Origin of the sequence: Pseudomonas petroselini (assembly GCF_045037875.1) — a bacterium.
Taxonomy (GTDB): domain Bacteria; phylum Pseudomonadota; class Gammaproteobacteria; order Pseudomonadales; family Pseudomonadaceae; genus Aquipseudomonas; species Aquipseudomonas petroselini.
In genome coordinates this window covers 6605716-6620658 of sequence record NZ_CP173614.1, presented here as the reverse complement: position 1 = coordinate 6620658, position 14943 = coordinate 6605716, and the positions used below count along the sequence as shown (strand labels likewise).

Here is a 14943-nt window from a genome sequence, read left to right as displayed (position 1 = left end):
GATAGCACCACCTCGATTCAGCTGAATCACCGAGGTGTCGGTATCGCAGGCGAGCCAGCTCCCACCGTTGCACAGGTGTCGCTCAGGCGTTACTCCGCATCCAGGTGCATCGGTGTCACGACCCGGCCATCCTTCTCGGCCTGGCCCAGGTTGGCATCGATGAAGTACACCCGGTCATCTTCCAACTTCCCTTTGTCGACCAAGTAGTCCTTGATGGTGCTGGCCCGGTCCTGACCCAACTGGCGCAGCAGTACATCACTTGTGCTCCAGAACTTGATCACGCCGTCCTTGAGCTTCGCTGTGCGCTCATCACGGCTAAGGTCTTTCCACTCCGCCGGCGGCTGCTGTTTCAAACGGGTGCGGTAGATGCCTTCCAGCAAGGGCGCTTTTTCACTTTCCGGTACTTCCACCAAGGAAGCCTGGGCCGGAACCTTGTCGCCACGGCGCTGGAGCATCTTGTAGTAGTTGTATTGGTATTCGCGCTCCAGACGCTGTGCGGCGAGAAGTGGGCCATCGCTGCTGGCAGCGGCGGTACCTTCGATTTCCAGGCGCAGGGTAGGGCGCTCTTTCAGCGCGTTGGCCAGCTTATTCAACGCGCCCTCAGCGTCTTTGTTCAACTCGCTGGAACCTGCGGCGAACGACACATTCCCCAGGTCTTCCGATCCCCCACCCGTCACCAACCCCCCGATAAACTTGAAGGGCGCTGTCGCCGCGCGGACTACCAAGTTACGCAGGGTCTGCCAGACGATCGGCATTACGCTGAATTGCGGGTTATTCAGGTCGCCGGTCACCGGCAGTTCGATGGAGATCTTGCCGTCGGAGTCCTTCAGCAGGGCGATTGCCAGGCGAATCGGCAAGTCCACGGCATCGGCGCTGTCAACTTTCTCACCCAGTTGCAGCTGTTCAACCACCACTTTGTTCTCAGCCTTCAATTGGCCCTTGGTGATCACGTAGTGCAGGTCGAGATTCAGGCGCCCCTTACGGATCCGGAACCCCGCGAACTTACCGGAATAGGGGGTCAGGGTGGTCAGCTCGACACGTTTGAAGCTGGTGGCGATATCCAGCGCTGCCATAGGATCAAACGGGTTCACGCTGCCTTTGATGGTCACCGGCGCATACCGGTCCACCTTGCCCTTGATATCGACGCTGGCCGGCTTGGCCTGGCGACTGTCGATCGTGCCGATCTGCCCGTTGAGCTGTTGAATGGCCGTGGCGAAGTTGGGTGTGAGGCTGAAGTCAGCAAAGTTGGCCGAACCGTCATTGATCGCGATTTGCCCGATACGAATGCCCAAGGGCTTGTCTTTGCTGGCGGGCTTGGCGCCTTTGTCTGCCGGCTGCGGTATCAACAGGTCATCCACGTTGGTGGTGCGGTCATCGTTGATCATGAAGCGCGCATACGGCTGCAGCAGGTTGACCTTGTCAATCGACAGACTGTCGCCGTGTTGATAGTTCACACCTTCCAGCACCAGGCGCTGCCACTTGACGAAGTCGCGGGTCTTGAGGGTGTCCAGCGTGTGCAACTGGTCGACCTGTGCCCGGCCAGTGACTTGCAGTTTCAACGGGGCGGTGCTTTTCAGGTTTACATCGAGGGCGCTGCCGAGCATGCCGCTACGCAGTTCCAGGCGGATGAACGGGCTGATATAGGACTGGGCAACTCGCAGGTCGATGTCTTGGGTGTTCACTTTGAGCTTGGCGCTGACCGGGTTGAGGTTGACTTCGCCGGTCGCCTGGAGCTTGCCTTGCTTGCCCAGGCCGGTGTCGACTTTCAAGGTGAACGGGCTCTGGTTGAGGCTATCGAAGTTCTGCATATCGACGTTCAGCGGGCCCACTTCCAACGCGACCGCCGGCTTGGCCTGACGGTCAGCCAGGTGCACCTGGTAATTGCGCAGTTGCACGTCCTTGAGCAGCACTTGCCACGGTTTGCTTGGCGCGGCGGGAGCGGGTTTTGGCGAGTCGGCGGTGGCCGGTGCGGTCGCAGGCTCCGGCGCCTTGGCGGGTTTACTCGGTTGGCCGGCGAACAGCTTTTGCCAGTCCAGTTGCCCGTCCGCCTCAAGCGCCGCCCAGGTTTCCAGTTTGTTGCTGCGGATCTTGCCGACGACCACCTGCTGCTTGGCCAGGTCCACGGTGGTCTCGCTGACGTCCAGGCGCTCCAGGCGTACCAATGGGCGGCCGTCGGGGGCCTTGATGGAGAACGGTGCGATGCTGGCGGCGGTGTTGGTCAGCTTCAGTTCGGTCTCTTTGGCCAGGCTGAACGTGTACTCGGTGCTGAAGTTGAGCACGCCGTCTTCAAGCACCAGTGGCAGCGCGTCACGTACGTAGGGCCACCAGGCTTTCATCTTTCCGCCAGTGACCTTCAACGTACCTTCGGAGGTGATCGGCACCAGGCTGAAATTGCCTTTCCAGTCGATCTGCCCACCTTCAGGGCCTGCCGCGACCAAGGTCATGTCGGCATTGTCTTCTGGCAAGGTGCTGAGGTTCTTCAGCTCGAAGTCGAGTGTGTCGTAGAGGAATTCGATAGGCTCGCTGGGGCGTAAATCCTGGAAGTGCACGTAGCCGGCCGCCAGCTTGATGCTGTCGATACGCAACGGAAAAGGCTTGGCATCCGGATCGGTCGGGGTGGGCTCACTGGGTGGCAGCTTGAACAACTGCGCCAGATTCAACTGGCCGGACTTGTCGAACAACAGCTCGGTCTTGGGCTTGTCCAGTTGTATATCAGCGAGGTGCAAGGCGCGGGTCCAGAGACTGTCGATCTGCAGGTTGGCATAGAGGCGTTCGAAACCTACCTGCTCCTTGCCGGGCTCACCGATCTGCAGGCCCCAGGCCGTCACTTCCAGGCTGAACGGATTGAACTCGATCCGTTCGATCCGCGCCGGCACCGTGGCGTAATTCGCCAACTGCTGGTTGGCGATACGAAGCGCAATACCGGGAAGAATCAGAAAGCCCAGTAAGCTGTACAGGGCAAGGGCAGTCAACAAGGCGCCAGCGGCGCGGATCAATCCTTTGGGCATGGGGCGGCGCCATCTATGTCATACAGGAGTGCCTTGGAGTATGGCACGGGTTTTCGGTTCCGAAGAGCCGGGCCTTTGGGAAAGGTCTTACAGTTGAAGTATCAGGGTTTTCAGGGGGGGCTGTTGATCCTGTGAGGGAAAGTCCACTCCGGGCGTCATGATTTTCCAGTCGCGCACCGGTCGGCCGGCTTTTTCAGCGCAACGCAGTACCTGCTCGCGCCAATCCTCCATGCTGACTTTTGCCACGTTGTTGCAGCAGATCAGCACGCCATTGTCAGCCGTGGCAAGCAGCGCGGGTTTGAGCAGGCTCTGATAGTCGCGCAGCAGGTCGACGGTACCGAATGCGCTCTTGGCCCAGGCCGGAGGGTCAAGCAAAACCAGGTCGTATTGACGTTGCTCCAGGCGCGGATAGCTCGGCAGTTTCTGCCCACGCCGCTGGGTGATCGGCAGGCCGGCCAGTTGGCGAATGGCCGGGAAGTAGTCGGATTGTACGAACTCCATGGTGGGCAATTGCGGGTTGAGCAGGCCATTTTCGCGACCGACCGCCAGGTTGCCCTCGGCAAAGTCCAGGTTGCACACCTCACGCGCACCGCCGGCAGCCGCGCTCAACCCCACGCCGCAGGTGTAGGCGAACAGGTTCAGCACGCTTTTGCCGGCGCTGTGCGCCTTGACCCAGCCACGGGTGTTGCGCAGGTCAAGGAACAGCAGTGGGTCCTGCCCGGCGTGGCGCCCGCGCACGCGGTAATTGAGGCCCCACTCGTGTCCAACCAGGTCTTCCAGCGCGGCGGGCTCGGCACGGTATACCGTGTCTTCGCGGTCGATGCGCGAATTACCACGGGAGCGGTCGTTGTACACCAGCAGCAATTCCAGGCCCATGGACTGGTTGATCTGTTGATGCAGGTCCAACAGCGCTTCGGTTTGCAGGGATTGGTGGAAGCTTTGCACCAGCAATTGCGGGCCGTAGCGGTCGATGGTCAGGCCGCCGGTGCCTTCCTGGCTGCCGTGGAACACGCGGTAACAGTCGGTGCCCTGGGCGTGCAACTCGCTGATCAGGTCTTGGCGATGATCGAGGGCGGCGCGCAGCGCCTGATTCAAGGAAGACATGGAGCGCGCCTTGCTGGGGAATTGAGGGCGCGAAGTTTAACAGCTATGCGCCGTCGCCTACATCAACCCCATCCGCCGATGGGCGCGTTGTACCGAACCGTTGCGCATGGCCCAACGCAGCATCGGCGCACTGCGTTTGACCCCGGCTCGGATCATCTGGCGTTGCAGCGGGCTCTGGTGCTGTCCAAGCATGGCGCTGGCCCAATCCGGCAACAGGTCGATCCCGGCTTGCATCATCAAGGCGCCAAAAGGTCTGGCCAGCGTACTGGGAGAGGGCGCATTCAGCAGCAAACGCAGGACCTCGCGGCTGCGATCGTCGCACAGCAGTTGTGGACGAATACGTGCCAGATAATCCGAAATTTCCTGCCGCGAGCGCGGAACATTCCGTGCGCCCAGCCGCTCGGCCACCAAGGCAATTTCGCTGTAGTAACGGTCCTGGTCCCGGCCTGAAAGGTGTGGGTTGCGATACCGTAAGTGGGCGGCCAGGAAGTGACTGACTTCCGCCACATGCACCCAGGTCAGCAGTTCCGGATCGCTGGCCGCATAGGGCCGACCATCCGGCGCATGGCCGACCACCTGCAAATGAATGGTACGGACCTTTTCGATCAGCCATTTGGCGTCTTTGCGCGAGCCAAAGGTCGTGCCCGAGATGAACTGCGAGGTACGCCGTAAGCGCCCGAGCATGTCCTGGCGAAAGTTCGAATGGTCCCATACACCCGCCAGGGCCAAGGGGTGCAAGGCCTGCAGCATCAAGGCGCTGATGCCGCCGACGAGCATGCTGGTGAAGTCGCCATGGACTTGCCAACTCACCGAGTCAGGCCCGAACAGGCCCGGGTCACCCTTGGGGTTTTCCAGGTCCAGTTGGCCCAGCGACAGGCCGGTGAGGCTCATCAACTGGGTTTCGATACGGCTGCGAATAAATTCCATGGCGACGTGGGGTTTCCTATCGGTTCAGGCGCTTGTCGATCAAGCCCTCTACGACGCTCGGGTCAGCCAGGGTCGACGTGTCGCCGAGGCTGTCGAGTTCGTTGCAGGCGATCTTGCGCAAAATCCTGCGCATGATCTTGCCGGAGCGGGTCTTGGGCAAGGCCGGTGCCCATTGAATCAGTTCCGGTTTGGCGAAGCTGCCAATTTCCTTGCTGACCAATTCCAGCAAATGTTTTTTTAACGCGTCGCTGGGCTCCACGCCATTCATGGGTGTGACAAAGGCATAAATGCCCTGGCCTTTGACGTCATGGGGGTAGCCCACCACGGCGGCTTCGGCGACCTGGTCGTGCAATACCAGGGCGCTCTCGACCTCGGCGGTGCCGATACGGTGACCGGACACGTTGATCACATCGTCGATGCGTCCGGTGATCCAGTAGTCACCGTCTTCATCGCGCCGCGCACCGTCACCGGTGAAGTAGTAGCCGGGGTAGGGTTTGAAGTAGGTGTCGATCATCCGCTGCGGATCGCCGTACACACTGCGGATCTGCCCCGGCCAGCTCGCTTTGATCGCCAGCACGCCACTGCCGGCGCCGCTGAAGGCCTTGCCGTGTTCATCCAGTAACACGGGCTGTACGCCGAACATGGGTTGGGTTGCACAGCCCGGCTTGATCCGTTGCGCGCTGACCAAGGGGCTGAGCATGATGCCGCCGGTTTCGGTCTGCCACCAGGTGTCGACAATCGGGCAGCGCTGTTCGCCTACCGCATTGAAGTACCAATCCCAGGCTTCCGGGTTGATCGGTTCGCCGACGCTGCCCAGCAGGCGCAGGCTGGCGCGGGACGTGTTCTCCAGCGGACCCTGGCCCTCACGCATCAATGCACGCAAGGCCGTGGGCGCGGTGTAGAAAATATTGACCTTGTGCTTGTCGATCACCTGCCAGAAGCGCGAACTGTCCGGGTAGCTCGGCACCCCTTCAAACATCAGCGAGGTCGCGCCATTGGCCAGCGGGCCGTACACGATGTAACTGTGGCCGGTGACCCAGCCCACATCGGCGGTGCACCAGAACACTTCGCCGTCGCGGTAGTCGAGCACGTACTTGAAGGTCATGGCTGCTTGCAGCAGGTAGCCCCCGGTGGTGTGCAACACGCCCTTGGGTTTACCGGTGCTGCCGGAGGTGTAGAGGATGAACAGCGGGTCTTCAGCTTCCATCGGCTCGGGCGGGCAGTCGTCGCTGGCGGCGTCCAGGGCTTGTCGATACTTGATGTCGCGGTCTTTCACCCAGATCAGGTCAGCCCCCGTGCGCTCCACCACCAGCACGGTGCTGACGTTGGGGCAACTGGCCAGGGCTTTGTCGACATTTTGTTTCAACGCCACCGGCTTGCCGCCGCGTACGCCTTCGTCGGCGGTGATCACGGTGCGGCAGTCCGCGTCGAGAATGCGATCGCGCAGGGCGTCCGGCGAGAACCCGCCAAACACTACGGAGTGCACGGCGCCAATCCGCGTGCAGGCAAGCATGGCGTAGGCGGCTTCCGGGATCATCGGCATGTAGATGCACACCCGGTCGCCTTTTTTCACGCCACGGCTTTTCAGTACATTGGCCAGGCGGCTGACGTTCTGGTGCAGCTGGCGGTAAGTGATTGTGGAAGATTTCGCAGGATCATCGCCTTCCCAGATGAAGGCCGGCTGATCGGCGCGTTGCGCCAGGTGACGGTCGATGCAGTTGTAGCTGACGTTCAGTTGCCCGCCGGCAAACCATTGGGCGGCGCCGGTGTTGATGTCTGAGCGATGAACCGTGTGCCAAGGGGTTGTCCAGTCGAGAAAGGCCTTGGCCTGTTCAGCCCAGAAGGTATCCGGCTGTTCGATGGATTGGCGGTAGAGGCGCTGATAGTCCTCTTGACTGAGTTGCGCAGCCCGGCGGACGGCATCGGCGGTGGGAAACGTGCTGATATCGAACATGAGCGATCCTTATTCTTGTTTTAGCCACAAGTCATAAAGATGCACCCTGCAAGGGGAGGGTTCAAGGCCAACCTCCAAACGGACGTTGGCCCTGCAATACCTGTATCAGCCGCGGTGACGACCGCGGAAGTAGTTGATCAGGCCCTGGGTCGAAGCGTCCTCGGCCGAGGTTTCTTCGGCGCCGGTCAGGCGGTTGTAGACGCCTTTGCCCAGCTCTTTGCCCAGTTCCACGCCCCATTGGTCGAAGGCGTTGATGCCCCAGATCACACTCTGCACGAACACTTTATGCTCATACATGGCGACCAGTGCCCCCAGGCGACGCGGGCTGATGCGCTCGACCACGAGGGTGTTGCTTGGACGGTTACCCGGGATCACCTTGTGCGGTGCCAGCTTCTGCACTTCGTCTTCCGGGATGCCTTTGTCGCGCAGCTCGGCTTCGGCTTCGGAGCGGGTCTTGCCGAGCATCAGCGCCTGGCTCTGGGAGAGGCAGTTGGCGTACAGCCACTGATGGTGGTCGGACACCGGGTTGAAGCTGACGATCGGCACGATGAAGTCGGCCGGGATCAGTTGGGTCCCCTGGTGCAGCAACTGGTGGTAAGCGTGCTGGCCGTTGCAACCCACGCCACCCCAGATCACCGGGCCGGTATCGGTAGCGACGGGCGTACCGTCCTGGCGAACGCTCTTGCCGTTGGATTCCATGTCCAGCTGTTGCAAGTGCTTGGTGATGTTACGCAGGTAGTGGTCGTACGGCAGGATCGCGTGGCTCTGCGCACCCCAGAAGTTGCCGTACCACACGCCCAGCAAGCCCAGCAGCACCGGCATGTTGGCTTCGAATGGGGCGTTCTGGAAATGCTGGTCCATGGTGTAGGCACCGGACAGCAGTTCCTTGAAGTTGGACATGCCTATCGCCAGGGCGATGGGCAAGCCGATGGCTGACCACAGCGAGTAGCGGCCGCCGACCCAATCCCACATCGGGAAGATGTTTTCTTCGCGGATACCGAAGGCCACGGCTGCCGCGTTGTTGCTGGATACGGCAATGAAGTGACGATACAGCTCGGCTTCCGAGCCACCCTGAGCCAGATACCAGGCGCGGGCGGCCTGGGCGTTTTTCAGGGTTTCGAGGGTGTTGAAGGATTTTGACGAGACGATAAACAGCGTGGTCTCGGCGCGCAGCTTCATGGTCAGCTCGTGGAACTCGCTGCCGTCGATGTTCGCCAGGTAATGGCAGCGCACGCCTTTGTGGGCGTAGGACAACAGCGCTTCGGAGACCAGCTCCGGGCCGAGGAACGAGCCACCAATACCGATGTTCACCACGTCGGTGATCGGCTTTTCGGTGTAGCCACGCCACAGGCCATCGTGGATGCGGCCGACCAGATCAGTGATCTGGTTCAGCACCTTGTGCACGTCCGGCATGATGTTCACGCCGTTCACCGACAGCTTGTCACCCACCGGACGGCGCAGAGCGGTGTGCAGCGCTGGGCGACCTTCGGAAGAGTTGACGGGCTCGCCGGCATACAGCGAATTGATCGCGTCTTTCAGCCCGACTTCGTTGGCCAGGCCCACGAGCAGGTCACGGGTTTCGCTGGTGATCAGGTTTTTCGAGTAATCGAGGAAAAGTCCGCAGCTGCTCAAGGTGAACTGGGAGAAACGCTGAGGATCGGCATTGAATGCTTCGCGCATGCTGAAATCCTGCATGGCTTGGCGATGTTGATTGAGCGCTTGCCAGGCGGGCAGAGCGGTAACGTCATGAGGAGTGCGGTAGTACGCCATCGCTGCGGGTTTCCTTTTATTACGGGGACTGCCTTTAGGACACTTCTAAGCCCGGAACGTCCAGTCTTTCATCAAGCAATGGGTTCCGGACAGCGCTAACCATAGCGCAGGGCGATTACATTAAACCTAGCGTGTCGATATGTCTTGGCTTTGTCTGCGCTCAGGCCGGTACTTTTTTATACCGGCACTTTTTATTTCCGCAGCAAGGAGGGGTCAGTCGAGGGTCAGGTGCAGGTTGTCGATGAGGCGGGTGGCTCCCAGATAAGCGGCTACCAAGATCACGATATCGCGGTCCTCGGGCGTGGCTGGGCGCAAATGCACGCCCTGGCGCACTTCGAGGTAGTCCAGGCGCAGACCGGCGGCTTCGATCTGCTGGACCTGTTCGGCACGCAGCTTGGCGAAGTCGTGATCACCGGCTTTGATCGCTGCGCCAATCTGGCTGAGGCTGCGGTACAGCACCGGGGCAATGGCCCGCTGCTCATCGGTGAGGTAGCCATTGCGCGACGACAGTGCGAGGCCGTCGTCGGCGCGCACGGTGGGTTCGCCGATGATCTGGATGGGCATGTTCAGGTCGTGGACCATGGCGCGGATCACCGCCAGTTGTTGGTAATCCTTCTGGCCAAACACGGCCATGTCCGGCTGGACCATGTTGAACAGCTTGCTGACCACCGTCGCCACGCCTTCGAAGTGCCCTGGACGGCTGGCGCCGCACAGGCCTTCAGACAGTTGCGGCACACTCACGCGGGTCTGGCCGGTCATGCCGCCGGGGTACATTTCCTCGACGGTGGGCGCGAACAGCAGGTTGCAGCCGGCTTGCAGCAGCTTTTCCTGGTCGGCGGCGAGGGTGCGTGGGTACTTGTCCAAGTCTTCGCCGGCGCCAAACTGCAGCGGGTTGACGAAGATGCTCGCCACCACGAAGTCGGCCTGTTGGGCGGCCTTGGTCACCAGGGTGGCATGGCCGCTGTGCAGGTTGCCCATGGTGGGCACAAAGCCAATGCGCTTGCCGGCGCTGCGGGCGTGCGTTACGGCTGCGCGCAGTTCACGTACGGTTTTTACGGTGTTCATGCAGAGAATCCGTGTTCGGCGCCAGGGAAGGTCACGCCTTTGACTTCAGCGACGTAGGCGCTCAATGCGTCGTGGATGCTGGCTTGGCCGGTCATGAAGTTTTTCACGAACTTCGGCACGCGACCGGTGATCGACAGGCCGAGCATGTCGTGCAACACCAGTACCTGGCCATCGGTGGCGGAACCCGCGCCAATACCGATCACCGGCACTTTCACGGCCTGGGTGATTTCTGCCGCCAGTTCGCTTGGCACGCATTCGAGCAGGATCATTGCCGCGCCGGCTTGTTCCAAGGCGATGGCATCGGCGCGCATCTGGCGCGCCTGGGCCTCATTACGGCCCTGTACCTTGTAGCCGCCGAGGAGGTTCACCGACTGTGGTGTCAGGCCCATGTGCGCGCACACCGGCACGCCGCGCTCAGCCAGCAGGCGGATCGACTCGGCAAGCCACACCGCACCTTCGACTTTGATCATGTGCGCACCGGCTTGCATCAGTTTGCCGGCATTCTGGAAGGTCTGTTCAAGCGTCGCGTAACCCATGAACGGCAGGTCGGCGATGATGAAGGCGCCATCGTTGCCACGCTTGACGCTGGCGGTGTGGTACGCAAGTTCATCGGTGGTGACGGGCAGGGTGCTGTCATTCCCTTGAAGAACCATGCCCAGGGAGTCGCCCACCAGCAGCACTTCAACCCCGGCCTGGCAGCTGGCGTGGGCGAAGGTGGCGTCATAGCAGGTCAGCATGGTGATTTTTTCACCTTTGAGCTTGAGGCTCTGCAAGGTGGTCAGGGTAATGTCTGGCATGAAAAGGGTCCTCGTTCAGGCGCTTGGAAACAGCGAGTAACGCGCGTGAGTCTTCGTTTATACAGGCGCACTGTCTTGAGAGCAGTGCTTATAAGGCCTGGATTGCGCCCTTTAGCGCCGGGTTGGCGGCAGCGGGACGCCTATAGTCGTGAGGAGGACACGGGAAGTCAATTGGATGTGTTACCGCATTGTTACGATGGCGGTGTTACCGCTGTTACTGACGCGATTCAGCAACTGGAGCCCCGTTTTCACGTCACAGGAGATCAGCATGTGGGCGCTGGCTGAGTCAGTCCTGGGGAAGGCGTTCCAGGCCGACAAACGGGCAAGCGGCCAGCAAGTCGCGCAGGGTTTGGCCGTCAGGCAATGACAGGGTGGCGGGCGCCAACTCCGCCAGCGGGTACAGTACAAACGCACGCAGGTGCATCTGGTAATGGGGCACCTTGAGGCGTGGCTCGTCGATCAGGTGATCGCCAAACAGCAGGATATCCAGGTCGAGCGTGCGCGGCCCCCAGCGCTCCAGGCGTTCGCGGCCTTGGTCGTTTTCGATGGCTTGCAGCGCATCCAGTAACTCAAGGGGCGCGAGGCTGCTGTCCAGGGCGGCCACCGCATTGGTATAGCGCGGCTGGCCCGGGAGCAGAGAGTCACTTTGATAAAAGGCGGAGACACCGGCGACGGTGGTGCCTGGCAATTGCGCCAGCGCTTCAATAGCACTGCGCAATTGCTGATCCGGGGCAGCCAGGTTGCTGCCCATGCCGATGTAGATGCGCTCCACGTTTATTCGCCTGCAGCGCCCGAGGCATCAGCGGCACTGCGCTTGCGCTTGGTACCACTGCGGCGACGCTTCTTCGGCCCAGCGCCTTCGCCGTCGCCTTTGCTGCCGAGGTCACGGATCATGTCGCGGCGCTCGCTGTCATTGGCATCCTGGTAGTCGGTCCACCATTCGCCCAGGCCGTCGGTTTGCTCGCCAGCGCTTTCGCGCAGCAGCAGGAAGTCATAGCCTGCGCGGAAGCGCGGGTTATCCAGGAGCAGGTCAGCACGTTTGCCGCTACGGCGCGGCAGGCGTTCCTGCATGTCCCAGATCTCGCGGATCGGCATGGTGAAGCGTTTCGGGATTGCGATGCGTTGGCACTGCTCGGCGATCAGCTCATGCGCGGCTTCCTGCATGGCCGGAATCGGTGGCATGCCACGGTCTTGCAGGCGCAGTACGCGTTTTGGCAGGGCTGGCCACAGCAGGGCGGCAAACAGGAACGCCGGGGTCACCGGTTTGTTCTGCTTGATGCGCAGGTCAGTGTTGATCAGTGCTTCGCTGATCAGGGTGTGGGTGTACGTGGGGTTGTATTCCAACGCCTCGGCGCTGGCCGGGAACAGGGGATCGAACAGCTGCAGGTCCACCAGCATTTCAAAGGTGTCGGCGGCATACCCCGAGAGGAACAGCTTGAGCACTTCTTCGAACAGGCGCGCTGAAGGGATCTCCCGCAGCATCGGTGCCAGTTCGCGAATCGGCGCAGCCGTGTGTTTTTCGATGCCGAAGTTCAGCTTGGCGGCAAACCGCACAGCCCGCAGCATGCGCACCGGGTCTTCCTGGTAGCGCTGGACCGGGTCGCCGATCAGTCGGATCAGGTTATTGCGAATGTCGTGTACGCCATTGGCGTAATCGAGAATGCGCTCGCTGACCGGATCGTAATACAGGGCGTTAATGGTGAAGTCGCGGCGCTGCGCGTCTTCTTCCAAGGTGCCGTAGACGTTGTCGCGCAAGATGCGCCCGCTTTCGTTGCGGGAGGACTGGTTGGTGTCTTCCTCTTCATCGTTTTGCGGGTGGCCTGCACGGAACGTCGCGACTTCGATGATTTCGCGTCCGAAGTGGATATGCACCAACTTGAAGCGCCGACCGATGATGCGCGCATTGCGGAATTCGGCGCGTACCTGCTCAGGCGTAGCGCTGGTGGCAACGTCGAAGTCCTTGGGCGTGATATTGAGCAGCATGTCACGCACGCACCCGCCCACCAGATAGGCCTGGTAACCGGCGTTCTGCAAACGCTCGACGATGTTCACTGCATAACGGCTGAATTGAGCACGTTGCAGCGAATGCTGGCTGCTGTTGAGCACTTCAGGCGTGCTGCGTTTGTGTTGCGTACGACGCAAGGGAGAACGGAATGACTGGAACAACTTCTTCAGCATGGGATGCACTGTTTGAAGGAATGTTCGGCCATAACGAAGAATGACCGCATGATGGGCCGGGATTCTAGCATTTAGTCAGGGGATGGTGTAGGAACAAGCTAAGGGCATTGCGCCATAAGCCTTTACGGTGATTCATGCCAGACAAATCCCGGAAACTACAAGGGGAGCCGAAGCTCCCCCAGAAGTAGTTGCGTGCTCTATTTTTATTATTGGTTGCGGGCTTCTTGTTTTTGTTGATCGCCCTCGCCATGAAGCTTCACCTTCATGGCACTCCCAATCGGGAGCCAAGAGCAAACGGATTGCTTTGGTCGCTGTGTTGCTGATCTACGATCCAACCAGTTCAGGCTCTGCCTTAGGGCAGTTTTTGTTGTTCTCGGCCTGGTTGCGGGGCAAGCCCCAAATGCAACGCCTCTCCAAAAGAATCAGTTAGCTGCGCCTCCGCCGTGTTGTTTTTATTATGCGTGAGTCGATTCGTCTTATTTTTATTGTCTTGTACAAAGCTTGTTATTGTTTTTGTACTAAGCATATAGCAGGGTGCGTGCCAACTTTTGCGTCGCCCAGCAAAACCAGGGGTTTGAGGGGGTTTCGGGTTTTTGATGGGCCAAAAAAAGCCGGGGCTTCGTTACCGTAAGCCCCGGCTTTTGTTACGCGAAATATCCGCGGTAACAGTTTTTTCACATCTGTGGGTGTTACCTGTGGGGGCGCACCCTCAACTCTCGCTGGCCACACCGGTCTTGCGCCGTGGAATACCCAGGCGCTGGCGGCGTTCCCATAAGCATTTGCGGCTCACGCCCAATTTGCGCGCCAGTTCGGTCTCGGTCATATGGTCCTGGTGTTCCAGGACAAAATGCTGGAAGTAATCTTCCAGTGACAGATCTTCCGTTGGCTCATGGCTGGTATTGCTGCCGCCGCCGTGCTGTGGGGCCAGGCCGATGAAATCGTCCTCCTCCAGATCACTGAGCTCGATATCGATACCCAGCAGCTCGGCGGAAATTTCCGGGCTCTCCGACAGGATCACTGCCCGCTCGACCGCATTTTCCAGTTCCCGCACGTTACCCGGCCACGAGTAATGCCGAATGGCCTGCTCGGCGTCGGGGGCGAACTTCAGGTCGGTACGGTTGATGCGCGCGCTTTGGCGCAGCAGGAACGCGCTGGCGATCTCGTTGACGTCGGCACCACGTTCACGCAGGGCTGGCAGCTTGAGCGCGATCACGTGCAGGCGGTAGTACAAGTCTTCACGGAACTGGCCGATCTTGGCCAGGCTCTTCAGGTCACGGTGAGTGGCCGCGATCAGGCGCACATCGACCTTTTGCGACTGCACCGAGCCTACGCGGCGAATCTCACCTTCCTGTAGCACACGCAGCAAGCGCGCCTGGGCTTCCAGAGGCAGCTCGCCGATCTCGTCGAGGAACAGCGTGCCGCCGTCCGCGGCTTCTACCAGGCCCGCACGCCCGGCGCTGGCGCCGGTGAATGCGCCTTTCTCGTGACCAAACAGTTCGGACTCGATCAGGGATTCAGGGATCGCCGCGCAGTTCACCGAGATCATCGGTGCCTTGGCACGCTTGGACAGGTTGTGCAGGGCGCGGGCCACCAGTTCTTTACCGGTGCCGGACTCGCCCTGGATCAATACATTGGAGTCGGTCGGCGCGACTTTGCGGATCTTGCTGTAGAGGTCCTGCATCGGCGGGCAGGAGCCGATGATGCCGATCTCGCCGTTGCTGTTGTCGACGCCTGGTTTATCGGCCGCTTTGCCTGCCGGGCGTTGCTCGACGGGCGCACTGCTGGCCGACTGGCGGTCACGCAGGATACGGGCCACGGCCTGAAGCATCTCGTCATGGTCGAAAGGCTTGGCGATGTAGTCCACCGCGCCCATCTTCATGGAGTCCACCGCCGAGCGCAGGCTGGCGTAGCTGGTCATGATCAGCACCGGGGTGCCCTGGCCCAGCTTGATCAACTCGGTGCCAGGCGCGCCGGGAAGGCGCAGGTCACTGACAATCAGGTCGAACGTGGGAATGCTGAAACGCTCCTGGGCTTCCTGCACCGAGCCGGCTTCGCTGACCTGGTACTGATTTCGTTCAAGCAGGCGACGCAAGGCAGAGCGGATAATGGTTTCGTCTTCGACGATCAAAATGTGCGGCAT

Annotated in this window: 10 protein-coding genes; all 10 read right to left on the bottom strand. The window is 60.7% G+C overall.

Annotated elements, in window-relative coordinates:
• Positions 1 to 89: 89 nt before the first annotated feature.
• Positions 90 to 3008, bottom strand: a complete 2919-nt coding sequence (locus ACI512_RS30630) for a DUF748 domain-containing protein (RefSeq protein WP_231808055.1) — start codon at positions 3006 to 3008, stop codon at positions 90 to 92.
• A gap of 87 nt (positions 3009 to 3095) precedes the next feature.
• Positions 3096 to 4112, bottom strand: coding sequence for a class I SAM-dependent rRNA methyltransferase (locus tag ACI512_RS30625; protein ID WP_236378457.1), 1017 nt, complete (start codon positions 4110 to 4112; stop codon positions 3096 to 3098).
• A 57-nt stretch (positions 4113 to 4169) separates the two neighbouring features.
• Entirely contained in the window at positions 4170 to 5039 is an 870-nt protein-coding gene (locus tag ACI512_RS30620) for an oxygenase MpaB family protein (protein WP_236378446.1), read from the bottom strand.
• A gap of 16 nt (positions 5040 to 5055) precedes the next feature.
• The gene (gene acs / locus ACI512_RS30615) at positions 5056 to 6993 is read right to left on the bottom strand and encodes an acetate--CoA ligase (protein ID WP_236378431.1); all 1938 of its coding nucleotides are present in this window, start codon (positions 6991 to 6993) and stop codon (positions 5056 to 5058) included.
• Positions 6994 to 7098: 105 nt separating this feature from the next.
• A complete protein-coding gene (gene pgi / locus ACI512_RS30610; RefSeq protein ID WP_064052102.1) occupies positions 7099 to 8763 on the bottom strand; it encodes a glucose-6-phosphate isomerase in 1665 nt (554 codons plus the stop codon).
• A gap of 213 nt (positions 8764 to 8976) precedes the next feature.
• Positions 8977 to 9828: a pantoate--beta-alanine ligase gene (gene panC / locus ACI512_RS30605; protein ID WP_046034292.1), complete on the bottom strand. Its 852-nt coding sequence runs from the start codon at positions 9826 to 9828 to the stop codon at positions 8977 to 8979.
• A complete protein-coding gene (gene panB / locus ACI512_RS30600) occupies positions 9825 to 10625 on the bottom strand; it encodes a 3-methyl-2-oxobutanoate hydroxymethyltransferase (RefSeq protein ID WP_046034293.1) in 801 nt (266 codons plus the stop codon). Before panB ends, panC begins: the two co-directional genes overlap by 4 nt.
• Before the next feature lie 286 nt (positions 10626 to 10911).
• Positions 10912 to 11397, bottom strand: a complete 486-nt coding sequence (gene folK / locus ACI512_RS30595) for a 2-amino-4-hydroxy-6-hydroxymethyldihydropteridine diphosphokinase (protein WP_064052105.1) — start codon at positions 11395 to 11397, stop codon at positions 10912 to 10914.
• Between the two features lie 2 nt (positions 11398 to 11399).
• Entirely contained in the window at positions 11400 to 12803 is a 1404-nt protein-coding gene (locus ACI512_RS30590) for a polynucleotide adenylyltransferase PcnB (RefSeq protein WP_015885905.1), read from the bottom strand.
• 709 nt (positions 12804 to 13512) lie between these two features.
• Positions 13513 to 14943 (bottom strand): sigma-54 dependent transcriptional regulator, encoded by a 1431-nt coding sequence (locus tag ACI512_RS30585; RefSeq protein WP_015885904.1) that lies wholly within the window; start codon positions 14941 to 14943, stop codon positions 13513 to 13515.